Below are 25,617 nucleotides of genomic sequence, written 5' to 3' on the forward strand. Positions count from 1 at the left end.
TCTAATCCTCCTGTTTAATTATCATTTCAATGTCATCATAGTTTTTTGATGATATTAAAGTTTGAACATGATTTTTATCTCTTAAAATTGTTGTTAAATGTGACAAAGCCTTTAAATGACTCTCATTATCAATAGCTGCAATACAAATCAACAATCTTACCTCTTGTTCTGGATTATCCAATAAATAAATCGGTTCTTCCAAAACTAACATTGACATTCCTATTTCATTCACACCTTCATCTGGCCGAGCGTGAGGAATTGCTACTCCCTTCCCTAAATTAATAAAAGGCCCAAACTCTTCTACTTTTTGAATCATTGCCTCAGGGTAGTTCTCAGTTATCTTATGTTGATCCAAAAGCGGTTTAGCTGCTAAACGAATTGCCTCCTTCCATCCTAATTTTTCCGAACTAACCTGATAAGTTTCTTTTGTAATTAATTCTTCTAACAATGGTAACACTTCCTTTCTGTTCATTTCTTGATAGAGATACCTCTTTAATGCTAATTTTAACTCTAATTCTTGTGTGATTACACTATATCGTCTTACTATGCTAATTATCTGATTAAGCTCAATATCTCGATAACCTGTATCTGGGAAATCTTTTGATACCAATTCAACTAACTGTGTTGTTTGTTCTTCCGTCATCATAACAGAAACTAGATAATTTGGCTTCTCTGTATCCACCTTTATAGTAGAAAAAACCATATCATAGTCACTACTAGTTTTCGCATATAAATCATCAATCTTTGAGGTTCCTATAAACTCAATTTGAGGGAATAATGCTAATAGATTCTCTTTTATCATCAATGAAGAACTAATTCCATTAGGACAGATAATTGCTGCTTTATAACATTTTTGAGGCAAATTGTCTGCTTTCTTTAAATATCCTCCAAAATGGATAACAAAATATGCTGTTTCACTATCAGGTATGGGCTTGTCAATAGCGTCCATCAAGGGAGTCAAAGAATCTTTTACTAGTTCAAATAAATCAGGATAATGTTCTTTAACATGCAACACATATTCATTTGAGCTAGGTAAGCCGAACTTTAATCTATAGTAAGCCGGTATAAGGTGGCGGCGAAGATTTTCTCTCAATACTTCTCTTTGTTTAAAATGTAACAAAGAAATATCTTCCATTCTACTTATAATAGCCTCTGTTAATTGATTAAAGTAAACCGGAGCAACATCTACTTCACCTTCAAAGCAACTTGATAATAAAACTGTGACATAGCGATAATCATCCTCTGAAAATACCGTATCTATAATTCCCAAATCAACTACTGTATCTAATAAAATAGTCGTTATATCTTGAATAATAGGAGATACTAATGTCTCTGAAAGACATACTCTTTCAACATCCCTTTGATACCTACATATAATGAATACTAAACCGAAAAGGCAAACTTTTAATTGATTAACAATAGGTACTATCTGTAGCTTTTCATAATAATCTTTAACTACCTGATCAATCAAATCATAAGTTAATGAATACCCCCAACTGGATAAAACATAATCCAACCCCCAAATCCCTATGGAGGATTCCAGCAACTCACTAACCATTTGAAAAGCTAAACGGTGCTTATTCCACTCTGAGCCGTGTAAAGTATAACCTTTTGCTCTACTGTACCCTAGCTCCAAATCATTATCTAACATAATCTTTCTTAATGATTGAATATCAGATAAGGTTGTATTCTTACTTACTTTCAAAAAGTCTTGGTAATGATTATTCGATATAAAATCTAATCGGCAAAAAGTGTAAAGATAGATTAATGCTAAGCGAGTCGACTTTGGTAAAACCAATTCATCCGACTTAATAATATCTGTCAAAGACTGCTTCGTACGATTTGATAAACTATAGCGACCTTGTTTTTTATCCAGCACTATCCCTTTATTAGCTAGATAAGGCACTAAATAATCTATTCCTTCTTTGACTTCCTTTATAGGTAAGCTCACCTTAACAGATAATTCATATAATGATAGCTCACAATGATCCATCAAAGTCATCAAAATAACTAGTGCTCTATAATCAAACATTTCTCTCCCTTTCTAACTACAATTATAGTGTAAAAGTTATAAGAATAAAAGAGTATTTCAGCACAATATAATCTCACCTACTACAAGTAATTATTGGGCTGAAACTTTTTAGTAATTATTTTTCAACTTTCTATTGACTTTTAAAAACAAAGTGATATCATTTAGGTTTTAGTAATATCAACTGAGTAATATCTTCTAATTTTTTCATCTTTTTTTGTCAAGTAACTTTACTTTACAAAAAAAATGTGTTATCCTAGTATGGTTGATGAAAATCAGTAGATTGAATCGAATATAAATACCTAAAGGAGAAATCAAAATGGCAGTACCTGCACGTCGCACTTCAAAAGCGAAGAAAAACAAACGTCGTACACACTACAAAGTAACAGCTCCATCTGTGAACTTTGACGAAACTACTGGAGATTACTCACGTTCTCACCGTGTATCACTTAAAGGATACTACAAAGGACGTAAAATCGCTAAAGCTGCATCAGCTGAATAATAGAAGGGAGATACCATGCGCGTAAATATTACACTTGAACACAAAGAATCTGGTGAACGCTTGTACCTTACTTCTAAAAACAAACGTAACACTCCAGACCGTCTTCAATTGAAGAAATACTCACCAAAACTTCGCAAACACGTTGTGTTTACAGAAGTTAAGTAAGCATTCAATACGAATCAATACAGAAGAAAAACGCATAATATGCGTTTTTTCTTTTTGTTAATTTCAGTACATTACAATAAACATCATTCGAATGACTACATTATTTATGAAATAAATTAGAGGTTCGAATATATAGAAAGCGCTCTAATCACATTGTCTAGAGCGTTTTTGTGTTGTTTAAGAAAAATATCAGATAGTCTATAAAAAATTCAAGGAGTTTGACAAGGATATTAATTATGTAAAAAATATTTGTCTACTCTTAAGATTGATTTCAAAACAAATATATGATATCATAATAAAAACACTAAGACTGATGGAGGGAATTACTCATGCTTGGTTATTATTATTGCTCTTTAAGTACATTTTTAAATATTATTAAGAATAAGCAAGTTTATCTTTCGGATCCATTAAAGATGAATGATAGTTTAGAAATAAAATGGTATCTTGAGAAATTAAATAATGAAGCTCGTGCTTTAAATAGACAAGAATTCGATTTACCAGATTCAATTTTTGAAAAGATGAAATCTCGTTCACATTTAGATTTTACTTTTGAAGAATTTATGGAAAAATTAGATTCTAGAGGACAGAGAAGTATATACATTAGCTGTTTTTCAAAAAACCCAGACTTATTGAGTCAATGGAGAGCCTACGCTGAAGATGGGACGGGGGTTTCTATAGGTTTTGATTTGAATAAATTGAGTGTCGCACCGAATATACTTCTTAAAGAAGTAATTTATACTAATGATGTAGTTTACGAGAATAAAGAATATGATGTGTTAAAAACTGCTGATACTATAGGCACGGTAATAAATGAAAATAATATTATCAAAAAAGATGAACAACTGGAGGTTTTTTTACATGAGTTAATCCCAGAACTTGCAAAGTATAAAAATCCAGCTTTTAAAGAAGAAAAAGAAGTTCGACTTATTTATTGTGATGATTTGAAATTTGAAAACGTTCTTGACAAATATCATGCTTTTGAAGATGAATGGAGTCCAATTAAATTAAATTCTGATTTTAGAGTCACCGGTAATAATGATATTACCGAGTTTGTTAAATTAGATTTTGACCCGTCAGCAATTAAAAAAATATATATAGGTCCTAAATGCTCATTAAGCGAAAATGATGTTAGTAATATTATTAATAAGATAATAGGAAAAAAAATAATAGTAAAAAAATCTAGGGCTAGTTATAGGTAATACTTTAAAAATTTTTAAACCAGTATCACTATTGATACTGGTTTTATATTTTTAAGTTTATAAATACATGTTTAATTAGTGCTTAAACATGATATAATAGAAAAAATGTATACTTTAACAATACGATAGGAGTTCCCGCAAATGGCAAGAGGGAAAGCAAAAATTCAGTCGGTTGAGCCTATGGTGGCTGATTTAGTCAATGGTCTGTTGAAATCTTATGATTTAGATTATCAATTAGAACAAGAAACATTAAATTCTGAAATCGATAAGGCATTATTGGAGTATGCTTCAAAGAATGGTGGTAAAGGTGGGAATCGTCCCGATGCAAAATTATTACTACAAGATAAGCACACAGATTATTGACCGGTTTTAATTGAGTATAAAGGTTATAAAGATAAATTAGAGAAGCTTGATAGCGATGGTCAGGTAGATAATCGAAAGAGTAAGAATGAACCTAATTATTCAAATATCAATTCTTTTGCTATTAATGGGGCAGTACACTATGCAAATGCATTATTACTGAGTTTAACAATCTTGTTTTTTCTTTTTATTAATTTCAGTACATTGCAATAAACATCATTCGAATGACCACATTATTTATGAAATAAATTAAAGGTTCGAATATATAGAAAAATCCAAAATCCCCTGCAAATCTACATTACAGGGGACTTGTTTATTATTCTTGTACTTCTTTCTGGGCTGCCTTGCCTTGGTCTAGAAGAGCTTGGACAATTTTTTCATCGCGTAGTTTGACAGAATCGTTAATCATTTCTGCGGACTTGACGATGGTTGTTTCTAGTTGGGCACGTTTCTGGCGTCCCAATTCAATAGCTGCGACGATACCTTGGTTTTGTGCAACCAGACTTTCAGCCAGTTGGGTAACAGACTCGACAGCGACTGTCGGGCTTTGAGCAATTCTCTCCATCTGCGGAATCACTTCCTTGCTAGTTTCAGCCAGCATCTGAAGAGCAGCATTGTTGGCATTGACAATGGCATCTGCCACGACACCTGATTTCATGGATTGTTGCAAAATACCAAGTTGGGCAATGGAAAGCTTCATTGTTGGAATCGTATTGCGACGAAGCATGCCCAATTTTTGGCGCATATCAGATGATACCTTCACAAGATTGCGCATCTGAGGTGTTGTTGCCCAGGCAACATAGAGTCGGCTGACATACTCGGTGTGCTGTTGTTCGAGGGTATTGACCACTTCAGCCATGCGGGCCAATTCTTGTGACTTAGTTTGGTATTCTACCGTACTTGTATCGAGTTGGTCAGCTTGAGCTTTCAGTTCTGTAGCGCGATTGCCAGCTTCGGTCTGGCTAGCTTCGATAAAGGAAATCACTCCCACTAGATTTTCAATAGATTTGGTATTGTCCTCAATCAACATCTCAGCAGAGACGATATTTCGAGCTAGCACATCTTCTTGCTTGACCACTGCGGCAGCCATGCCATCGAGTTTTTGCTCTACTGTTTTTGAATCAAAGTAAAATTCCTGTAAGGTATTCTTGCTCTTGTTAAACAAGCGTTGCAAAAAGTTTGGCTTTTCTTCCAGCTCAGCAATTTCAGCGTTCTTGTATTTGACTACAAAGCCTTGCAGCTCACGGTTGGTATTCTTGAGTAAGTCATCCACTTGGGGAATCTGCAGTTTCTTTTGTTCTGACAAGATACGATTGACCGTATTGTTCACACCTTCGACAGCAGATTGGCCAAAATCTAAAAGAGCATTTTGATTGGTGACAAACTGGTCTACCAACTGGGGCACGTGCGCCTTGATTCCTTCTTGCTGCTCAGGGCTCAACTTTTCAAGGAAAGTCAAGGTTTTATCTGATCCAGTATTGGTCTCGATGATTTGGGTTGTCTTATCCACCTTAGCTACCGTATTATTGGCAATCTGGTCAATATCAAAATTAAATTCTGTCATGGTTACTCCTTTATTTCTAATACTCAATGAAAATCAAAGAACAAACTAAAAAGCTAGCCGCAGGTTGCTCAAAACACTGTTTTGAGGTTGTGGATAGAACTGACGAAGTCAGCTCAAAGCACTGCTTTGAGGTTGTAGATAAGACTGACGGAGTCAGTTACATATATAATCCAAGGCGAAGCTGACGTGATTTGAAGAGATTCTCGAAGAGTATAACCTATTCTTTACGATCTTTTTCGAGAATGCGCAGACTGATATCAAAATCACGCATATCTGTTTCATTGAGTTCTCTCAAGACTTGGTCCAGCTCAAGGTCAAATTGTTCGATGGCTGCTTTAGCTTGTTGCAAGCGTTCTTCTGCCCGATTATAGTTTTTAGGATTGGCCTTAATCTTTAAATAGCCTTCTAAAATCGTTTGAAATTTCTCCATCTTCAAAGTATGGATGGCAGTCAATTCTTCCTTATCACCCTCAGCAGAGGTAGCAATCTTGTCTAAAATGGCTTGATGGTCAATGGCAATATTGGCTAAGGTCTGGGACAATTCTGGAGCTAATTCCTCTGGCTCTGCATTCTCAAGATCTACCTGACTCTCTCTATCCAAACGTTCTAGCTGAACATCGATGTTTGCCCTTACTGTACGAATCTTTTTATCAATACGGTTGTAGACATCAGCATCGATATAGGACTTGAGACGATCCGCCTCCTGATGGATTTCCCTCAGTTCGATCAATACTTGATTGGCCAGACTCTTATAAGACTCTGAGCCTTTTTCCACTAAAATTCCCTCTAAGGTCTGAATATCTTTGTCCGCCTGACGAATCCGAGCTTTTAAAAGCTCAATCCGATCGTCTAGAGAAGCATCCTGCAAAAGAGGATAGCGCCAACGTTTGTAGAGACGGTAACCGCCATAACCCAGTAGGACACAAGCCGCAAGCGGCAGAGCATATTGAACCAAGAGTCCCAACAAGAACAAGAAGCCCCAAAAATAGAGACAGCCTTTCCAAAAACCATTACCCGATTTCATAAACATTCCTTATTTTCAATTTATAAGTCTATTTTAGCACAAAAGAGCAAAATGAGGGAGGAAATCCCCTAGAAAAGAGTTGATTTCTTTGCTGTAGAATGGAGGCTAGTAGCGCGTGTGTTAATTTCAGTGGAATGGATTCAAACCACAGGCTTCAGTGTTATAAGATTGGTGAATTTAGCATAGACTTAGATACACAAATAACCTTACTGGCAAATCTCTATATAAACTCAGAAATCAAGCTTTTAAGGCAAAGCAAAAAGCCCTTAGATTCGTAGCTAAGGGCTGATTGACTTTCAAGGATAGGCAGGACTGTCGGGGCTCCTGCATTTCTCGACCCACTTATAAGTGGCGCGTTGGTGACAGATTCTCAACCTCTATCCTTCATATCTTCATTGTAGCACTTTTTTCTCAACTTTCAATCTGTGCATCTGAATTTATTGTCTATCTTTTTCTCTAGTGTCCTTCAACCATATTGCACTTCAACCTCACTCATGATTTCCAGCAAAGTTTTCCCGTTAATCTGTAAAGAAATTAACTCATCAAAAGATACTACTTTATATTCATTATCTCCAAGTACGACTACAATGTCATAAACAGAATTAGGAAAAATACCACATGCTTGACCCTTATAATCAAAAGAAGCGTCCCAACCATTGTCATACAATGCTCGTAAATCATCAAATATTGCCATAATATATCTTGATTCTCCTATATAAGATATTCCGCAACTTATCCAAAGCCATACGAAAATTTATCCGGCAACTCTTTTCCTAACTGAATACTTTTATTCAAAGTATCTTTGACAAACGAAGAAAATTGTCCTAAATCATCTCCAACATAGCTATATTCCAAAGTTGTTTTATCGATAATTGCAATTCCTCTACAACTTCCACTCACAATAGAATACTGCCTCTTAGACGAGCCATCTTCTATTTTGTACATCGTAATAATTTGTTTATCAATCTTTGTCATTTTCTATTTAGTATAAAATAAGGCACTGGAATTATTCTTGATTCTCAAAAATATAATTGCAACAACGTGTCAAAATCATCTTCGAAAACATTTTGACTATTTTGTTTTATTTGCTCAATGATTTTATCCTTTTTATCTCTGTCTAAAGGTAGTGTTTCAAACGCTTCTTCTTTTACTAAGAATTCACCATTTTCTCCCTTAAATTCTTTTGTAATTTTTCTAATATGACTCTCGAAATCGATAGATTGAAGCTCTTCGTCGTTGATGTTATCTTCAATTGCATCTAGTAACAAACTAATTGAAATTTTAATCATCTTTAAATACCTCTATTTTCTATTAGCCCTATCTCTAAAAAGCCAAATATAAATGGATTACTTATAATTTCCTGTCGTAGAAAAAATCTCTCCAAAAAGGATTTTCACTATCAAAAATTTCAACCTCTTCTTCAGTCATATTATAAGGATAGTCCTCAAATAAATTATAAATTTTTTTCCGATCAAAGCTAAATAGATGTTCTCCTATGGAATCTATTTTATCAATCCACCATATTTTTAACTCTTCAGTCTCTTTGTAAAAATCACTATATCCTTCAAGAAAAGATTCTGCTGTAACGGTGTCACACATCCCATCTAGCAACTCTAAATCATCGCATCCATTCTCATTAAAATCTGTCATTATTCTGATTTTTCCTATCATTTCTTATATGTCTTTTATTAAAACGACCAGATTCTTGCTACAATTTCTAATTGATCCGTTAAGATTCGCTATTCGACCTCCTAAATACCACCACTTTATTCATCAAGTCGTCCTCTGTGTAATCGATTGTAAAAGTATCTAAGCTAAAGATAGATTTAGGTGGAGTTAAACAAATCATAGGGACACTATGTACCCTATACTCTTTTTCTCCAATTCTAACAAAATGATTGATTTTCAAATCTGAAAAATCAGTATTCTCAACAGTAATAGAAACAAGACGATGCGTTATTTTATAAACAGCCCATATCTTATTTTTCATATTTAACTTATCCATAATTATTATTGCAACACTTGTGGTCTGAGTAATCAAAACCAATTTTATATTTGATACTATCAAATAAATCTAAAATAGATTGTGGAGTGTCATTCTTAAATGATACAGAAGATTTATCTTGGTCTGGATAAACTTGGTCAACCCACTCATGAATTTGATTATAAAAAATCAACAGCTCTTTGCTTGGTGGTATCATCATATCTAAAACGAAACCTCCTTTACTTTAACTTCATTATAAACTTTCCTATCTTAATATTCAATCAGCAAGACACTATTACGATAGCTTTTTAGCTTCTTTTCTACTTCGTCAGTGGTCAAGCTGCTACTCCTTTATGCTATAATTAGTTTAAAGAGAAGTGAGGTAGAAATGATAGTGTCGCTACGCAACTTCATAGTATGAGATGACGGGACAGGCACACCGTCCACTACTCTTGAGCGCTTAGATTTTTCTAAGTGCTTTTTTTGCATTTTCTCGGCATTCGCTCTTGGTTCAAGTCCATTCTCCATACTATTTGGTAAGGAATTAAGAGACATTTTTATCTCTCCTATCTCCTTGTCATTATGCAAGCAATTAAGGCAAGTTATTGCTTTGCTTATCTGCTTATCATTTTGTAAACATCAAATTTAAAATGATAGACTTTTAAACTTCTCTTATTTCCTCAATACCCAAACAATAAAACACTATCAACTCGTTTAAACACACGTTTCAAACATGCTGGCGTTCCTGATATTAGTTTCCACGGTTTTAGACACACCCACGCTACAATCATGCTATATGCTGGCATAGAGGCCAAAGACTTGCAATACAGATTAGGTCACTCTAATATCTCTATGACTTTAAACACTTATGTCCATGCTACCAAAGAGGGAGCAAAAAAAGCCGTCTCAATCTTTGAATCGGCTATTAGCAATCTATAAATAATAAGGGTGTCCCATTTTGGGGCTACCCTCTTACTATACCTAAAATTGGTTAAGGGTAACTAAAGGGGTAGTAAAAACAAAAAAAGCACTAAGGGAGAGCGTCCCAAAGTGCTTAATATCAAGGCTCCAAAGCCTATCTGATTCAATAAAATATTACAACATTTTGTTGTAGAATTCAACGACAAGTGCTTCGTTGATTTCTGGGTTGATTTCGTCGCGTTCTGGCAAGCGAGTCAATGAACCTTCCAATTTTTCAGCGTCGAATGATACGAATGCTGGACGTCCAAGAGTAGCTTCTACTGCTTCAAGGATAGCTGGAACTTTCAATGATTTTTCACGAACTGAGATCACTTGACCTGGAGTTACACGGTATGATGGAATATCAACACGTTTTCCGTCAACAAGGATGTGACCGTGGTTTACGAATTGACGAGCTTGACGACGAGTAGTCGCAAGACCAAGACGGTAAACAACGTTATCCAAACGACGTTCCAAAAGAAGCATGAAGTTGAAACCTAGGATTCCGCCTTTGATTTTTGTAGCTTGTACGAACAAGTTACGGAATTGTTTTTCACCTACACCGTAAGTGAAACGAAGTTTTTGTTTTTCAGCCAATTGCAAACCGTATTCTGACAATTTAGAACGGTTGTTTGGTCCGTGTTGTCCTGGTACGTAGTTACGACGTGCCAATTCTTTACCTGTACCTGTAAGTGAAAGGCCAAGGCGACGAGCTTGTTTCCAAGATGGTCCTGTATAACGTGACATGTAAATGTCCTCCTGATATAAATAATATTTCGGTGGAAATAGTCACTTAGAAAGCCCTGATTCGTGCAGATGCCCTTCGCCTAAACAGCCAAGGTTACTTATCATAAGACACCTGTTGACGAGCTTCATGCTTTCCTGCTGATATTTCACACAAAATCCATTTTACCATGAATGGCTAGATTTGTAAAGGGGTTTTAAGCTTTATTTTCATTGTCAGAGAGATTGAGGACGAGGGTAAAGGTGCTTCCGATGCCGTACTGGCTGCTGACTGTGATTTCCCCACCCAATTGATGGGCCAATTCACGCGCAATAGCAAGTCCTAAGCCATGACCACCTGTTTTCATGTTACGCGAAGTTTCGACACGATAAAGGCGTTTGAAAATATTCTCCAAATCCTCTGGGGCAATCCCCTGTCCCTCATCGGTCACACTGATTGAAAGCTGGTTCTTTTCCAGCTTAGCCACCACTTCCAGCTTGGTTCCTGGAGCAGAGTATTTAAAAGCGTTATTGACCAGATTCACCAAGATACGAGAAAGCTTGGCATAATCTCCCTCAATCCGAGCAGACTCTGGGATTACCTGCAAATGGACATCTCGCTCCTCCTGCTCAATCAAGAACTGAAATTCACTCATGCACTCAATCAAGAGCTGGTCAAGAAAAATGCTGTCTTTGCTGGTAGTTTCCACCTGATTTTTAGCCGTGTTTAGGGTCAAAAAATTCAACTCTTCAACCAGTTTATTGAGTCTTTCCGTCTGGCGTCCAATGGTTGCTAGATAATGGTCCTGTTCTCCTTCCTTGATAACCCCATCCAAAATCCCTTCTACCGTCGCTTGGATCGAAGTGATGGGGGTCTTGATATCATGCGATAGCTGGGCAATCATCAAGCCCTTTTCTCGTTCGCTTTCTTCCAAGGAATCAAAGGTGGCCTGCAAATCATGGGACATTTCATTGAAAGCTTGGCCTAATTGCTGAAATTCTACAGGGCCTTGAACCTCCAGATTTGATGGAAAGTCCTTGTCTGCTACCCGCTTAGCATGTTCCTTAAGTTTGCTCAACGAAGTAAAGACCGGCGATAGGAGAAAGAGACTAATCCCAGCACCGACAAAACTAGCCATGAGAGTCATCCCCACTAGGAAATAAATCTCACTTTTTTCAATTAGCATTCGCTGGATAGCCCAAAAAACCACGATAATCGTTAGGAGTGTTGAAATGATATACCCCACTAAAATATAACTTTTTAATTTCATTAACTACCTCGTGCTTTCTCAATTTTGTAGCCCAAGCCCCAAACAGTTTTGATGGTCGGCGTTTCTGCACTAGCATGTTTAGCCAACTCCTGTCGCAGAGCATGAATATGAACATTCAAGGTATTAGTGTCATCCACATAGTCTTCTTGCCAGACCTTTTCATAGAGGTCTGTCTTAGAAAAAACTCGCTCTGGATTGCTGGCTAAAAGCCATAGAAGTTCGAAAGATTTGACTGTCAAATCAAGCGCCACATCTCCGACTTGGACCTCATGACTACCGTGATTCATCCGTAAATCCCCGAGACTGACGACCTCTGTCTCACCTCCACGATGAAGGCGACGTAAGATATTGTGGACACGCAAAACCAGCTCACGTGGACTAAAGGGCTTGGCGATAAAGTCATCTGCCCCCAAGCTTAGGCCGTAAATCTTATCCTGCTCACTGGTCTTAGCCGTGATAAAGAGAAAAGGCTGATCTGGAGATTGATACTGGACCTCGCTAATCAAGTCATAACCATCCATCCGAGGCATCATGATATCTGTAATAATCAAATCAATCGGTTTTCGCTTGAAGATTTCTAAGGCCTCTACTCCATCATGAGCCACCAAAATCTGATATCCTGCCTGAACCAGATAGCGTTGATGAATATCTGTGATTTCTACCTCGTCGTCAACGAGTAAAATTGTCTTTCCCATCTGTCTCTCCTTTGAAAAAAACAGTGCTATACCACAATAGTATAACACTATTTTAATCTCTTTACGAACATTCTAAACGATATCCGGATTTTTCATATCCTAGATAGAAAGTCTGTAGCTAGACTAGTCATTTTCCTCTTTTTTAGCTTTCAAACCGAGTCCACCTAGCAGGCCGGCCAAGGCGAGTCCAAAGAATCCAATAGTAGCCATTGATGTTTGGGCTTCACCAGTATATGGAAGCATGTCTTTTTGGTCTTTCATTTGATCAGCCATCATTGGACTTGACACCTTGTTAGTAGACGCCATCTTGCCTTCATCAGACATTTTGCTTGATGGTGCTGGAGCTTGGTCTTGTTTCATGCTTGGTGTTGCCATAGGCTGGCTAGCATTCATGGTTTTATCCTGCTCTTTGTTAGGTATCATCTTATCCTGACTAGCAGCTGGCATTTTAGATTTCATCTCATCTTGATTGGCACTAGGCATTTGAGCGTTCATCTTAGACGCATCTTGATGACTATTCATCATTGGAGCAGGCATCGCTGAACCATTAGAAGATGGGACGAAACCTGGCTGCATCGGAATCAGAGACTGTTGGCCATTCAAGTTTACTGTCAAATCTTTTGTCGCTACGAGGTTGCTCAAATCGGCCTTACCGTCTTTGGCACCGTAAACTTTGATGGTAGCTTTATAACTTTGAGTACCGTTTTGTTTCAAGAGGTCTAGAAGCTCTTTATCTGATTTACCTTGGGTACCTGCCAAGTCCACTTCGTAGAAGTAGAGGCCTTTGCCCAATTTTTCCACTGGTGGGAGAGCGGGATTTTTAGCTGAACCGTTATCTGACCATGGAGCCTTGTCGGATGCTTTCAAGATAAGGCGAGTTAACATACCGTCACCAGCGAAGAATTCGTATGGAATAACTTGATTGACACCAGCTGTGAATGGGCCTGGGAAGTTCGCTTTATCCAAGTAAGTAGCTGGGACATCTACTGTATCTTTGGTATTGTCGGCTACGCCTTTTTGCACTTCAGCTGAGGTGGTCAAGCCATTCAAGTTGACATCCAAATCCTTAGTCGCTACGAGGTTGCTCAAGTCTGCCTTGCCATCTTTGGCACCGTATACCTTGATAGTTGCCTTGTAACTTTGAGTGCCATTTTGTTTTAAGAGGTCAAGAAGTTCTTTGTCAGATTTGCCTTGAGTTCCTGCCAAGTCTACTTCATAGAAGTAAAGGCCTTTGCCCAATTTCTCTACTGGTGGAAGAGCAGGATTTTTAGCTGAACCGTTGTCTGACCATGGAGCCTTGTCTGAGGCCTTCAAGATAAGACGAGTCAACATACCGTCACCGGCGAAAAATTCGTATGGAATAACTTGATTGACACCAGCTGTGAATGGGCCTGGGAAGTTCGCTTTGTCCAAGTAAGTAGCTGGAACATCTACTGTGTCTTTAGTGTTGTCGGCCACACCTTTTTGGACTTCAGCTGGAGTGGTTGCTGGCTGCGCTTCACTTGCTTCACGGTCTTGTCCAGCAACTGTAGCTGCAGGACTTTCCACAGATTTAACCGCATCTTCTGTTTCTTTCTTAGATTCTGGTTTTGCTTGTACTTCTTCTTTTGGCGCTACCACTTGGTCTTTATCAGCAACATTCACTTTTTCTGGAGAGCTTGTAGCATCCAAGCTTGCTTTGGGTGTTGAGTCTACCTGTTCTGAAGGAAGAGCTACATCAACTGCTTTCTTGAGAACCTCTGCTGGTAAGTCGCTCTTTTCACTCACCGAAGCAGCGTCTGGCACGACTTGGGCAGGGGTCGGATTGACCACATCGGCACGTACAGAACTTGGCTGACCAACTAGGATAAAGAAGCCACTAGCCACAACAACTGAGGCAACACCGACACTAAGACGGCGAATAGACCAACGAGTATATCTTTGATTTGGATTGAATTTCATAGGATTCTCCTTAGAGTTTTTCTTTATTTGATGACTCTAGTATAATCTCCTAAAATTAAAAAGGATTAAGAAAAAGTTAAAATTTTTCTTAAATCCCTCTTATAAAATACTTATATTAATTAAATCCATAAACAGACTTGGTGATTTGATAGACAACATTGGAAAGTTTGCGAGCTGGCAAGACTGAATGTTTGGTCAAACGGCTGAGCATGGTCTTGCGAATGGCCTGAAAGACCTCTGGATTTTCCTGCTGAATATAGGTCCACAGCTCCCGTTTTTTGGCAAGATGCTCTGCTGTGCCTGCTCGGTTGAGCAAGGCACTGGAAATCACCGTCGTGATTTCAATATGATTCAGCAGATACTCTCGCATTTTGGGGTGGCTTACTTTAGATAAATCAAGCTGGTCTACCAAGAGTCGATTGACCTTGAGTTGCTGGTCAATGCGCTTAATCATCACTTGCTCATTGACTGACTGGTCCTCACGCCCAATCAAATAACGATAGAAATCGACAGGCAGATAGTACATGGTCTTGACCTGCTGAAGGGGGGTAAAGACAAAGAGATTATCGACATAAAAGGTATGCTCAGGCAATTGGAACTGGCTCGTTCGCAACAAATCTGTCCGGTAAATCAGCGAGTGCATCATGATATACTGGCCTTTTGAGAAATTTCCAATCTGATCCCAGCCAAAAATCTTCTGGACAGGCAAGACTGACTCGTAACTCATACTCTTCTTACGAGACTGACCTTCCTTTTCATATACAAAATTAGTCACAAAGGCATCAACTTCCTGCCCCTCACTCTCTAGTTCCTGCAAGGTTTCAAGAATTTTTAAATAGGCACGAGGATCTACCCAGTCATCACTATCAACTACTTTAAAATAACGACCAGAAGCCTCCGCTAAGCCGCAATTGACGGCACCCCCATGGCCCTTATTTTTCTGATAGATGGCTCTCACGATGTTAGGATACTTGCTGGCTAAACGCTCAGCGATTTCCTGAGTCTGGTCCTGAGACCCATCATTAATAATCAAAATCTCAACTTGCTCACCACCAATCACTAGCGACTCCACACAGTAATGAAGATAGGCTGCGGCATTATAGCTAGGAATGGCGATAGACAATAACTTCATAATCTACTCCTTTAGGGGACTGATTTTTTCTTATACTCAATGAAAATCAAAGAGCAAACTAGGAAACTAGCCGCAGGTTGCTCAAAGCACTGCTTTGAGGTTGCAGATAGAACTGACGAAGTCAGCTCAAAACACGGTTTTGAGGTTGTGAATAAGACTGACGAAGTCAGTTACCTATACCTACGGCAAGGCGACGTTGACGTGGTTTGAAGAGATTTTCGAAGAGTATTACTCTCTTGTCACTTCTTTCTATTCTACCATAAAGTCCAGCTTCTGAAGGACTTTTACTAGAATACAAGGGTTACTATCTCTATTTGCTATTTTGAACATCAAAAAAGAGGGGTGCTCCCTCCTTACGAATTTAATTCTACCAAGTCATCTAGATACTGGTTGTTAATAACCGCCAAGATATAGGCATCTGCCTTCAAGAGGTCAGTAGGTCCAAACTGGACATCCAGTGGTGAATTTTCTTGTTCACGAAATCCTAGGACATTGAGATTGTATTTGCCACGTAGATCCAGCTGGCTCAGGCTTTGACCTGCCCAAACACTCGGAATTTTCATCTCCACAATAGACACATTTTTATCCAGCTGAAAGACATCAACATTGTTATGAAAGAGAATGGTCTGCGCTAGAGACTGCCCCATTTCATACTCAGGTGAAATCACCGAGTCAGCACCGATTTTTTCTAGCACCTTCTTGGCTGTCTGGCTTTTGACCTTGGCAATAACCCTTGGTACCCCTAGACTCTTACAATGCATAACTGCAAGCACACTCGACTCCAGATTTTCCCCTGTTGCCACTACAACCGTATCACAGGTATCAATTCCTGCAGTTCTGAGGAGTTCCTCGTCTGTGATATCGCCCACAACTCCACGCGCCAATACTGGCTCAAATTGATTGATTCGCTCGGCGTGGTCGTCAATGGCAATGATATTCATATCTTGCTTGGCAAGGGCCATCAGGACACTACTCCCGAAAATCCCCAAACCTAAAATTCCAATCGTACGATCTGACATCATTCTTCCTTTCTTATCCAATGCTAATATCTGCTTTCATATACTGAATCAAATCTTTCTTATCCGGCTGGTAATCCGCTAGACTAACCAGCAAGGTCAAGGGACCGATACGGCCAATAAACATGAGCACCATGACAATGCTGAGAGCCAACTTGCCCAATTCTGGCGTCAGATTTGCCGTTACCCCAACTGTCGCAAGGGCTGAAATGGTCTCAAACATGAGGTAGATAAATCGCGGTGTTCCTTCTGCCGTAATTCCCAACAACATCAAGCCTAACAAGAAGGTCATCAAAAAGATAATGAAGACACTAAAGGATTTTTGGACTGTTCGAGCCTCAATAGTTCTCTGCGCAACATTGGCATGAGGTAAACCCAGCAATTCACTACGCGCAAAAACCAACAAGACAAAGAAAGTCGTAATCTTAAGCCCCCCAGCCGTCCCTCCAGGCGCTCCACCCAGAAACATCTGTAGGATATAAATAAACAAGGTCACAGGCCGAGCTTGGGTGTAATCAATAGAAGCAAAACCGGCCGTTCTCATGCTGACGGTTTGGAAAAAGCTGACCAGCACTTTCTCTGGCACACTGAGATTGCCAATGGTTCCTGGATTGTGCCACTCCGTAAAGAGTGTGGATACTGTCCCAAACAGCAAAATCCCTGCAGTCAAGAAGAGGACTAGTTTGGTGTGGAAACGCAGACGGCGTTTTTTCTTCTTGTCAAACTGGGTTGCCAAGTCAAACCAGACCATAAAGCCAAGACCACCTGTGATAATCAAGCCAGCAATAACCAGATTGATTAAGGGATCCGTCTGAAAAGCCACTAAACTGCTACTGCCGAAATTATCAAAACCAGCATTACAAAAGGCTGAAATGGCTAAAAAGATAGAGGTGAAAATGCCTCGTCCCCAGCCGAACTCAGGAATAAAACGGAAACTTAGTAGAAAGGCACCCAAGCCCTCCACTAGAAAAGTCGTCAAAAAGATGGAGCGCATAAAGGCCTTCAGCGACCGAGCCTCCCCGTAACTGAAGCTCTCCTGAATGGTTTCACGACTGCGAAGACTGAGCTTTTGCTTCCCCTGAATATAAAAGACCCCGATAAAAGTCATGAGTCCCAGACCACCGATCTGTATCAAGAGCATACAGATCAACTGCCCCCAGACATTATAGGTAGTAGCCACTGGTTGCGTAAAAAGGCCAGTCACACAGACCATGGACACCGTCGTAAAAAGATGGTCAAAATAAGTGGCCTGAGAACCACTTGCCTGAACAAAAGGCAAACTCAAAAGAAGAGAACCTATAAAAATAACTCCAGCGAAACTTAAAAAAATGCGACGAGCAGGCGAAAGTCCGCCAAAGACCCTTTCAAGTTTTTTCACAAATAATTTGAATAACATACATCCATTGTACCATAAAAAGAAGAAGAGTAGCTAGATCTGAAAGGCAATCTCAAGGCAGAGTTCCAAGGCCTTCTCGAAAGCTTCTGAACCCCAGTCACGACTATCGTACTGGTCCAAGTCTGCTAAAGAATCAGCTGTGAACAACAATTCTCCCCAGAGAGCCCCACGCAGTTGGGCTACTGCTGCAAGCGCAGAACACTCCATCTCCACAACAGCACAGCCTTCTTCCTTGCGATAAGCCACCTTTTCAGCCGTTTCTCGGTAAAAACCATCTGTCGTCCAGGTCATGACTTCTTCATAAGGAATCTCTCTATCATCCAACACTCTCTCAATAGCAGCAATAGCCTCTTCCTGAATTTCCATATAACGAGAAGGCGCCACATAGTGATAACTAGCTCCTTCATCTCGCAGAGCGTGAACAGGGACTAGAAAGGCATTTTCCTCTATATCAGCCAACACACCACAGGTACCTGTAGAAATAATCTTCTCTACACCATAGCCAATCAACCAATCCATAAACTGGGCTGCTGGAGCTGAACCGACAGGAGCCTGAGCCAGACAGATTTCCTCGCCTTTGTAGTTGATGACGTATACTGGGTATGTCTTGGTGGCAGAAACGAATTCGCCGACACAGTCCGCCCCTACTTCCCTCGCATAGCGGTCAATCTCCTCACCTAAAAAAGCATAGACACACTTCTTGGGCAAGTGCAAGTCCAGCCCCTCGTGATTGGGCATGATAACCGCCTGAGGATTGTCATCAAACTCTAAAATGGGAATCGCATGTTTCTGAATCATAACCCACCTCCTCTGATTTTGTACTATTGTATCAAAAGCTGGCAGAGTGTCAAGGAATTCTCTTTAGCAATCCAGAAATCTCCTCTTCCATACACTTGAGAAATCGTTGCACCGCTGGAGAAGTCGGTTTCTGTTTTGGCAAAGCGATTGAGGACTTATGAAGAATACAAAATCCAACAACAAAAAAGACATGAATCTGAAATAAGCAGAACATGTCTTTTTTAGCTTGTTTGAAAGTCAAGTAAATAAATCTTAGCTCTTCTAGAACTCCCTTATTTCCACAAACCACCTAAAATCTGTTTTTCTAATAAGTCTAGGTCCTCTTCCTTTATTTCTCCGTTGTCGCTAACGATATAAAGTTGAGCGAAGTAAGCCAACAATGGACCAACACAAATACGAACCATTTGAGGAATCGTTAACTCTGGATTTACACGTGGATCTGCTAGCAATTCTTTATGAAGCACTCGAAGTTTATCTTGAATAGCATTCCAGATAAAAATCTGTTCATTTTTTAGTTTCTTATTTGAAAAACTCTCCTGCAGAATGATTTTCATCAAAGCACGATTTTTTTTGAGATAGCTCATACGATCGTGGACGAGATAACGAACCCTCTCTTCTGTCGTTTCAAAAGCTAAGAGTTCCTCAACAAAACTACCGAAAATGCCTGGGACTACAGGATGTAAAATAGCCGTCAGTAGATCATCCTTCGTCTTAAAATACTTAAACAAAGTTGCCTGGCTTAGTCCAGCACGCTCAGCTATGTGAAGAGTTGAGGTCCCATGGTAACTCCTAGTTGATATGAGATCCACTGCTGCCTGCATGATTTTTTTCTTTCCTTGAGGGTAATTCGCTTCTTCTAAGTAATCTTCAAACGATTCAAAAACAGTCTTATCCATCTAATCTTCACACCTTTTTAGCATTATTTATGTTGATTTCTAAACTTTACGATAACGACGCAATCCAACAATATTGAGAATTGTTAAAATGATCAAGAAAATCATTAAAACACCAAGATTTGGCAAAATATCACCAAGATTGTGTCCGTAAAGAATAATATGGCTTATTGCATCACCAGAATAGGTTAATGGCAAAAATTTCCCCACAGTTGGAGCCCATGCTCCCATGGATGACAATGGAATAATCCCTGAGAAAAAGAGTTGAGGCATAATCACGAGAGGAATAAATTGCATCATTTGGAATTCTGATTTTGCTAGAGTAGACAAGAGAATTCCAAAAGCTAGTGCTACAAGAGCCAGTACCACATTAACTATTATAACATTTAAAATATTTCCTACAACTTCTACATCTAGTAGCCAAATTGCTGCTAAGACGACAACTGCCGTTTGAAAAATCGCAATAATACCGTAAGACAACATATAGCCATAGACAATTTCAGAACGTTTCACTGGGGTTGCTAACAAGCGATCCAAGGTTCCACTTGTGCGCTCTTTCAAAAGTGCCATACCAGAAATCAAAAAGACAAAGAAGAAGACCACAAAGCCAATTAAAATTGGAATCATACGTGCAAAGAATCCAGTATTTTTATCTCCATATTGGTAAGATTCTTTGATTTCAGGCGCCTTTGCATCTAATTTCAATTGTGGAAGAGCTTGTTTGATACGAGATAGTAACTGATCGGTGCCTTCACTGGCGATACTTGTTCGTAACACTTGTCGTATCATAGATGTCTTGGAGGCATCTGTATTTGCGTAGTCGACCTGATACTCACCGTCTTTATAAGAAATCACAGCATCGACTTTTTCATTTGCTAGCGCTTCTTTGGCCTGATCTAAGTCTTGATAAGTCTCGATGTCCACATGATCAAGCTCATCCATTTTCGTTATCAAACCAGTTGGTAGATCTTGTGTCGCTAACTTGACATTCACGGTTGTACTAGCTGAAAACATGAGGTTCATCAGCCACATAATAAATACCGGCGCTACAAACATCATAGCCAAGGTTCGTTTGTCACGAAGCAATTCTTTGATAACTTTTTTAGCAATAGCAATGGTTCTCATCTTACTCTCCTTCTGCTTTCAAAAATACTTCTTCAATACTTGAAACTTGATAACTTTCTTTTAAGTGTTGCGGTGTATCAAAAGCAATGATTTTTCCACCTAATAATAAGCCGACCTTATCCGTTAACTCTGCTTCATCCATAACATGGGTAGTAACTAATATCCCAACCCCATTGTCTCTAAGCGCGAATAATTCTTTCCAGATTTTCTTCCGAAGAGAAGGGTCGATTCCAACTGTCGGTTCGTCCAAAATCAAGAGCTGAGGATTCCCCAGAAGCGCGATGGCTAAAGACAAGCGTCGCTTCATTCCTCCAGAATAACCGGATACCGTTTTATTCAAATGCTCTGTCAGATCCACAACTTGAGCCACATGGGCAATTTCAGCTGTCAGATCTCTTTTGGATAGCCCTTTTAGCTGACCAAAAAATTCCAGATTTTCTTGACCTGACAAAGCCTCATATAAGGCATCTGACTGGGCCATATAACCAATATCTACTAAAATATGACGATTGGGCATAGTATGATCCAATACCAAAGCAACCCCTCCATCAGCTTTTTCCATCCCTAACATAGTCTTAATCATAGTCGATTTACCAGCACCAGACGGACCTATTAAGCCTATAATTTCTCCCGGCTGCAATTCAAAGCTGACATGATTCAAAACCATTTGACGACAAAAAGACTTATCCAAATCTTGTAAATGTAGCAATTTTTTCATATGCTTCCTCCTAGGTGAGTGTTTACTCACTTACTGAATATAGACCTATTATAGTGAGTGTTTACTCACTTGTCAAGAAAAAAGTTGAAATTCTTTAAAAAATAAAGCACCAGATTCGTATCTGATGTTTATAATGCACATGTCTTATTTCTAAAAATGTTTTTGAACTTCCTCTCTATACTCCGAAATGGTCTTTTCTGTCCACTTTTTAAAGGCCTATTTCCCCTCTACTTTTCTCGGCTAATCCAACCATCGTCATTGCTATCGCAACTCTAATGACCTTGGTAATGGGAATTCATTTTACTCATTTTTATATGAAACAGACTAAGAAATTTTCAAGACCTAATTGAAACCAAATTAGCCCTTGGAAGTCAAAAAATCCTCGAACTCTACGCTGACCGTCTAGCAGAATCAAACCAAATGCGGCATGGCATTTCTAAGAATTCGGTTAAGGGACGTAACCTACAAGCTGCTTACGTGGATGGATTTACTTTGAGAGATTTCTTCGCCTTCAACCAAGGACTAAATAAAATGGGTGACCAAGCACTTCCTTTTAAAATTCACCCTGAACATTTTGTATTTGCTGGAGTTCACGGTGGACAGGAAGTGAGGAGTTGATTGGAGAGTACGGTCAACCAACTTATCAAAAAATCTTTATCAGTCTAGATGTTGAAAAAACAGTCGTTCCGGATGCCGATACAAAAATTTCTATGGCAGGTGATACTGCTACTCTCATGTCCGATCCAAGCCTTGATATCAAGATGTATGGTATGCATCAGTTCAAGATGAAAAAAGGTGGACTCCGTATCAAATTAGGCGTCTTTTCCCCAGAAGCAACCCCAAGCTAGATGGAGCTCGGTCACCAAGAACACCTAGCAGTTGAATTTTTCAATTCCCTCACAATCGCCTACCAAAACAAAACATTTAAGGGAAAACTACTCAATACCTTCTTAAAATTCAAGAAATTTAAGTAAACAAAAACGGATGACTGAACAATTTAGCTCTTGAAAGCTACAATTGTAAAATCACTCGTAATATATCAATCTATTACCCATATAAAAAGATAGCCATTCTAATTGAATGCTATCCTTTTTTGTTTATCCTTGTCCACCAGGGGCTGGACCGCCAGAACCTCCATTTCCTTGAGGTCCTCCATTTGGTCCACCGCCTCCAGGCATAGAATTGACAATATCAGTTTGTTTTTCGCCGTTAATGTAAATATCCCCACCTGTGTAAGTTGCTGTTCCATCAAAGTCAAAGCCTGATTGTCCTATTAATTTAATAGTTCCACCTGTAACCGTGATATTTCCGTTTGAGTCGATTGGGTCTGTGTCCCCTTGACCAACTTCTACAGTTAGATTACCACCTGTCATGGTAAAGTAAATATCACTTTGCTGGGCATTTTTATTAGCTGCATTCACACCATCATCTGTCGAGTAGACATTGATATCGCCACCATTAATCGTAATGCCTTTTCCTTCAATTCCTTCAGTCGAATTCTTGACTGTGTAAGTACCGCTATCAATCACTAGGTTGCCAGAAGCGTGAATGCCGTCATCCCCTGCTGTGACTGTTATGGTATTGTTCGCCAAATACATATTGCCGACAGTCATATCGTCATCATTATCAACTTTAACACCATCTTCCTTGGCATCGATGGTCATAGTCGTACCAGTGATGTTGAGTTCATCATTGATATTAAAGGCATCGCCAACTGATGTGATGTTAAAGGTTCCACCCGTGATATGGAGGGTGTCATTTGCCTTGATGGCATTGCTTTTCTTGCCATCTACATTGAAAGTTCCTGAGCCATTGATGGTCAAATCAACCTTAGAAAAGAGAGCCGCATTTGCCTTTTCATCACTGTTAGAGCTTGAGTCTGAGAGACTATTGGTGGTTCCCTCTGCCAGAGTCAGGTAGACATGACCGGCTGATTTCGCAGAAATTGCTGCATTGCTATTGGTCATTGTCGCACCTTTTAAGACAAGATGAACATCTGCCGACTTATCTGCCTCGACCTTGATCTGCACTCCGTCAGACTGGCCTGAAATCACATAGGTCCCAGATTTTGTGATGGTCACTGTTGAACCAGATACTGTCACCCCATCTCCAGAGACGTTTGCTGATGAGCCAGATAACTCAATCTTAGAAGCTGTACTTTCATCATAAGAAGTATCATAGTCCTTTTCTGTAAAATAAGAAGATTGACTGTTTGTAGCTGAAGTTGTGATGGCAGTAGTATCTGCCGCTGCAGTCGTACTTGACTTGGTCGTTGACTGCCCACAAGCTGTCATCAAGGTCAAAGCTGTTAAACTGGTTAAGATTAGAGTCCATTTTTTTGATTTCATACTTTTTTCCTCGCCTTCCTTTAGCTTGACCTTAGTTTACAGGGTAAGTCTGAAAAAAATCTAAACTTTTTCTGAAAGTTTTCTTAAGTTCAGTTTCAATTAAGTTATCTTTAACAAAAGTTTTAGGAAAATTCCATAGACTAATTACAAGCAAGTTCAACTTGCCCAGACACACCTATCTGCTAATAAGATAGTGTACTGAAATAGTTTGATAAAGGAGACAGGATTTATGAAACCAATTGAAACAAGCTTTAAACGAATTGAAACCAAATATGTCGTTGCCAAAGCTGACTTGGCTAATTTAATAGAGGACTTAAAAATATACCTCGTCGAGGATGATTATCCAACTTCGACCATTTCCAACATCTACTTTGATACAGAGCAATTTGATATGATTCAGGAGGATGGCCAAGGTACTAAGCGTAAAGAAAAGATTCGGATGCGAACCTATCTCAGTCAAGTCCAGCCTGATAGTCAGGTATTTTTAGAAATCAAATCTAAGGACAGAGCTGGTGTCGGACGAAAACATCGTCTCTTATCGACTCCCCAGTCTATCACCCAGTTTATGACCAAGGGACAGCTGGATAGCAGTATCAAGGACCGAATGATGATTGAAAAAATTCAGCAACTCCAAGAGGAATATCAGCAAGCAATTATCCCTCGTATGTATATTTACTACGACCGTTTTTCTCTCAAGGAAAAGAAAGAGATTAGCGAATTTCCCTACAATAAAATTCGTATCACCATTGACCAAAATCTAACCTATCGTGATGATAATGTCAGTTTATTCTCAGGAAAGGACGGTTTCCCTCTACTAAACGAGGACATTGTCATCATGGAAATTAAAGCTCCAGGTAGAAAACCCCAATGGCTACAAGATATTCTCGACCAATATGGACTGGTAGAGCAGAAATTTTCAAAATACAGCTGCGCCTACCACAAGTCTCAAGGGCTGGACTATAGCCCACGACCAAGCACAGAAAGTGTAGGTACTACTTATGTCTAATCTTTTTAATTCTATCTTCAACGACACAACTGCCACTGCAAATCCTATCCAGCTCTTTCTGGCTCTCTTGGTCAGCCTGATTTTAGGTTTGGCGCTGACCTGGGCTTACAAACACCGTACTCTCTATACACGAGAATTCGCTGTCAGTTTGACCCTACTCCCCTGCTTGATGACCTTGGTCATCTTTCTGGTAAATGGCAGCCTAGGAACCTCTATCGCCGTTGCAGGAACTTTTAGCCTCATTCGTTTTCGTTCAGCTACCAGTGGTTCACGGGAACTAATTGCTATCTTCCTTGCCATGATTATCGGGCTAGCAGCAGGGACAGGCTACCTAGCTCTAGCTATTCTCTTCACTGTCTTTATCTTAGCGGTATGGCTTCTTTTAGAGAAGCAACAAAGCAAGAGCAATCACCAACGTCGCAGGCTATTGACCATCACAATTGCGAACCAAGAAAATCAACTTCAAACTATCCAATCTGGACTATCACAATTCTGTACTGAGTTAGACCTCATCTCGATTGATACTAGCAATGATGGAGAACAAGTCACCACTGTCTATGAAATGGATTTCAAGGCTCAAACAGACGATTTTCAAATCATCAATTATCTCACTAAAGAACAGGATACTTACCAGGTTTCCCTGACCAAGAATGCCAAGAAGAGAAAGAATTTATAGAACTTCTTGCGTAAAATCTAAAAAGAATCCAGGTAAACACTCAATAGTAAGAAGAAAAAGTCAATCTGATTTATGATAAAAGACATCATATC

28 protein-coding genes and 2 pseudogenes are annotated in these 25,617 nt (G+C 39.2%); 10 read left to right on the forward strand and 20 right to left on the reverse strand.

Features of this window, described 5'->3' with window-relative positions; genetic code table 11:
• Position 1: 1 nt before the first annotated feature.
• Positions 2-2,032, reverse strand: coding sequence for a BglG family transcription antiterminator (locus MK480_RS09005; RefSeq protein WP_023947575.1), 2,031 nt, complete (start codon positions 2,030-2,032; stop codon positions 2-4).
• 316 nt (positions 2,033-2,348) lie between these two features.
• Between MK480_RS09005 and rpmF the strand changes: the two genes are divergently transcribed.
• The 4 genes from rpmF (at position 2,349) to MK480_RS09025 (ending at position 4,258) form a co-directional block, all read left to right on the forward strand.
• Entirely contained in the window at positions 2,349-2,531 is a 183-nt protein-coding gene (rpmF, locus tag MK480_RS09010; RefSeq protein ID WP_000290417.1) for a 50S ribosomal protein L32, read from the forward strand.
• Between the two features lie 15 nt (positions 2,532-2,546).
• Entirely contained in the window at positions 2,547-2,696 is a 150-nt protein-coding gene (gene rpmG, locus MK480_RS09015; RefSeq protein ID WP_001265622.1) for a 50S ribosomal protein L33, read from the forward strand.
• Between the two features lie 329 nt (positions 2,697-3,025).
• Positions 3,026-3,895 carry a DUF2971 domain-containing protein gene (locus tag MK480_RS09020; RefSeq protein WP_023947573.1) on the forward strand — a complete coding sequence of 290 codons (870 nt, stop codon included), beginning with the start codon at positions 3,026-3,028 and terminating at the stop codon, positions 3,893-3,895.
• Positions 3,896-4,036: 141 nt separating this feature from the next.
• Entirely contained in the window at positions 4,037-4,258 is a 222-nt protein-coding gene (locus MK480_RS09025; protein WP_023947571.1) for a hypothetical protein, read from the forward strand.
• A 313-nt stretch (positions 4,259-4,571) separates the two neighbouring features.
• Here the strand turns inward: MK480_RS09025 and MK480_RS09030 are convergent, their stop codons facing one another.
• The 7 genes from MK480_RS09030 to MK480_RS09060 all read right to left on the reverse strand — a co-directional run bounded on the left by MK480_RS09030 (position 4,572) and on the right by MK480_RS09060 (position 9,047).
• Entirely contained in the window at positions 4,572-5,819 is a 1,248-nt protein-coding gene (locus MK480_RS09030; protein ID WP_023947569.1) for a toxic anion resistance protein, read from the reverse strand.
• A gap of 217 nt (positions 5,820-6,036) precedes the next feature.
• Positions 6,037-6,843, reverse strand: coding sequence for a hypothetical protein (locus MK480_RS09035; RefSeq protein WP_153210494.1), 807 nt, complete (start codon positions 6,841-6,843; stop codon positions 6,037-6,039).
• 466 nt (positions 6,844-7,309) lie between these two features.
• Positions 7,310-7,537, reverse strand: coding sequence for a 16S rRNA processing protein RimM (locus MK480_RS09040; protein ID WP_261078067.1), 228 nt, complete (start codon positions 7,535-7,537; stop codon positions 7,310-7,312).
• 38 nt (positions 7,538-7,575) lie between these two features.
• A complete protein-coding gene (locus MK480_RS09045) occupies positions 7,576-7,818 on the reverse strand; it encodes a hypothetical protein (RefSeq protein ID WP_261078066.1) in 243 nt (80 codons plus the stop codon).
• Positions 7,819-7,862: 44 nt separating this feature from the next.
• The gene (locus tag MK480_RS09050) at positions 7,863-8,132 is read right to left on the reverse strand and encodes a hypothetical protein (RefSeq protein ID WP_125420735.1); all 270 of its coding nucleotides are present in this window, start codon (positions 8,130-8,132) and stop codon (positions 7,863-7,865) included.
• A 61-nt stretch (positions 8,133-8,193) separates the two neighbouring features.
• Entirely contained in the window at positions 8,194-8,493 is a 300-nt protein-coding gene (locus MK480_RS09055) for a DUF7675 family protein (RefSeq protein ID WP_261082329.1), read from the reverse strand.
• Between the two features lie 347 nt (positions 8,494-8,840).
• Positions 8,841-9,047 carry a hypothetical protein gene (locus MK480_RS09060; RefSeq protein WP_261082332.1) on the reverse strand — a complete coding sequence of 69 codons (207 nt, stop codon included), beginning with the start codon at positions 9,045-9,047 and terminating at the stop codon, positions 8,841-8,843.
• Between the two features lie 482 nt (positions 9,048-9,529).
• Here MK480_RS09060 and MK480_RS09065 point away from each other — a divergent pair.
• Positions 9,530-9,766, forward strand: a pseudogene (locus MK480_RS09065) (tyrosine-type recombinase/integrase); the annotation flags it as partial.
• Between the two features lie 156 nt (positions 9,767-9,922).
• On the opposite strand, the gene rpsD reads toward MK480_RS09065, so the two are convergent.
• The 11 genes from rpsD to MK480_RS09120 all read right to left on the reverse strand — a co-directional run bounded on the left by rpsD (position 9,923) and on the right by MK480_RS09120 (position 21,495).
• Positions 9,923-10,534: a 30S ribosomal protein S4 gene (gene rpsD / locus MK480_RS09070; RefSeq protein ID WP_000092756.1), complete on the reverse strand. Its 612-nt coding sequence runs from the start codon at positions 10,532-10,534 to the stop codon at positions 9,923-9,925.
• Positions 10,535-10,728: 194 nt separating this feature from the next.
• A complete protein-coding gene (locus tag MK480_RS09075) occupies positions 10,729-11,781 on the reverse strand; it encodes a sensor histidine kinase (protein WP_268707555.1) in 1,053 nt (350 codons plus the stop codon).
• On the reverse strand, positions 11,781-12,476 hold the full coding sequence (locus MK480_RS09080) for a response regulator transcription factor (RefSeq protein WP_268707556.1): 696 nt from the start codon (positions 12,474-12,476) through the stop codon (positions 11,781-11,783). Before MK480_RS09080 ends, MK480_RS09075 begins: the two co-directional genes overlap by 1 nt.
• Positions 12,477-12,599: 123 nt before the next feature.
• Positions 12,600-14,417: an SSURE domain-containing protein gene (locus tag MK480_RS09085; protein WP_268707557.1), complete on the reverse strand. Its 1,818-nt coding sequence runs from the start codon at positions 14,415-14,417 to the stop codon at positions 12,600-12,602.
• 115 nt (positions 14,418-14,532) lie between these two features.
• Complete coding sequence (locus MK480_RS09090; protein WP_125443479.1) at positions 14,533-15,549, reverse strand: glycosyltransferase family 2 protein; 1,017 nt, start codon at positions 15,547-15,549, stop codon at positions 14,533-14,535.
• 353 nt (positions 15,550-15,902) lie between these two features.
• Positions 15,903-16,568, reverse strand: coding sequence for a potassium channel family protein (locus MK480_RS09095; RefSeq protein WP_261090135.1), 666 nt, complete (start codon positions 16,566-16,568; stop codon positions 15,903-15,905).
• Between the two features lie 13 nt (positions 16,569-16,581).
• Positions 16,582-17,961 carry a TrkH family potassium uptake protein gene (locus MK480_RS09100; protein WP_268707558.1) on the reverse strand — a complete coding sequence of 460 codons (1,380 nt, stop codon included), beginning with the start codon at positions 17,959-17,961 and terminating at the stop codon, positions 16,582-16,584.
• A gap of 33 nt (positions 17,962-17,994) precedes the next feature.
• Positions 17,995-18,759, reverse strand: coding sequence for a nucleoside phosphorylase (locus MK480_RS09105; RefSeq protein WP_268707559.1), 765 nt, complete (start codon positions 18,757-18,759; stop codon positions 17,995-17,997).
• A gap of 272 nt (positions 18,760-19,031) precedes the next feature.
• Entirely contained in the window at positions 19,032-19,655 is a 624-nt protein-coding gene (locus MK480_RS09110) for a TetR/AcrR family transcriptional regulator (RefSeq protein WP_000361928.1), read from the reverse strand.
• A gap of 39 nt (positions 19,656-19,694) precedes the next feature.
• Positions 19,695-20,777: an ABC transporter permease gene (locus MK480_RS09115; protein WP_261124800.1), complete on the reverse strand. Its 1,083-nt coding sequence runs from the start codon at positions 20,775-20,777 to the stop codon at positions 19,695-19,697.
• Between the two features lies 1 nt (position 20,778).
• Positions 20,779-21,495 (reverse strand): ABC transporter ATP-binding protein, encoded by a 717-nt coding sequence (locus MK480_RS09120; protein WP_049521319.1) that lies wholly within the window; start codon positions 21,493-21,495, stop codon positions 20,779-20,781.
• A 227-nt stretch (positions 21,496-21,722) separates the two neighbouring features.
• Between MK480_RS09120 and MK480_RS10095 the strand changes: the two are divergent.
• The 3 genes and pseudogenes from MK480_RS10095 to MK480_RS09130 form a co-directional block, all read left to right on the forward strand.
• Positions 21,723-21,845 (forward strand): annotated as a pseudogene (locus MK480_RS10095) (low temperature requirement protein A); the annotation flags it as partial.
• A gap of 70 nt (positions 21,846-21,915) precedes the next feature.
• Positions 21,916-22,113 carry a hypothetical protein gene (locus MK480_RS09125; RefSeq protein ID WP_001215751.1) on the forward strand — a complete coding sequence of 66 codons (198 nt, stop codon included), beginning with the start codon at positions 21,916-21,918 and terminating at the stop codon, positions 22,111-22,113.
• Positions 22,110-22,343 (forward strand): hypothetical protein, encoded by a 234-nt coding sequence (locus tag MK480_RS09130; protein ID WP_268707560.1) that lies wholly within the window; start codon positions 22,110-22,112, stop codon positions 22,341-22,343. The genes MK480_RS09125 and MK480_RS09130 overlap by 4 nt, the downstream gene beginning before the upstream one ends.
• Positions 22,344-22,592: 249 nt before the next feature.
• Here MK480_RS09130 and MK480_RS09135 read toward each other — a convergent pair whose 3' ends face one another.
• The gene (locus tag MK480_RS09135; RefSeq protein ID WP_268707561.1) at positions 22,593-23,843 is read right to left on the reverse strand and encodes a carbohydrate-binding domain-containing protein; all 1,251 of its coding nucleotides are present in this window, start codon (positions 23,841-23,843) and stop codon (positions 22,593-22,595) included.
• A gap of 229 nt (positions 23,844-24,072) precedes the next feature.
• Between MK480_RS09135 and MK480_RS09140 the strand changes: the two genes are divergently transcribed.
• A complete protein-coding gene (locus tag MK480_RS09140) occupies positions 24,073-24,849 on the forward strand; it encodes a polyphosphate polymerase domain-containing protein (protein ID WP_268707562.1) in 777 nt (258 codons plus the stop codon).
• Positions 24,842-25,525, forward strand: coding sequence for a DUF4956 domain-containing protein (locus tag MK480_RS09145; protein ID WP_084887348.1), 684 nt, complete (start codon positions 24,842-24,844; stop codon positions 25,523-25,525). The genes MK480_RS09140 and MK480_RS09145 overlap by 8 nt, the downstream gene beginning before the upstream one ends.
• Positions 25,526-25,617 lie beyond the last annotated feature (92 nt).

It is taken from the genome of Streptococcus mitis (assembly GCF_026782895.1).
In the GTDB taxonomy this organism is placed as follows: Bacteria; Bacillota; Bacilli; order Lactobacillales; family Streptococcaceae; genus Streptococcus; species Streptococcus mitis_CB.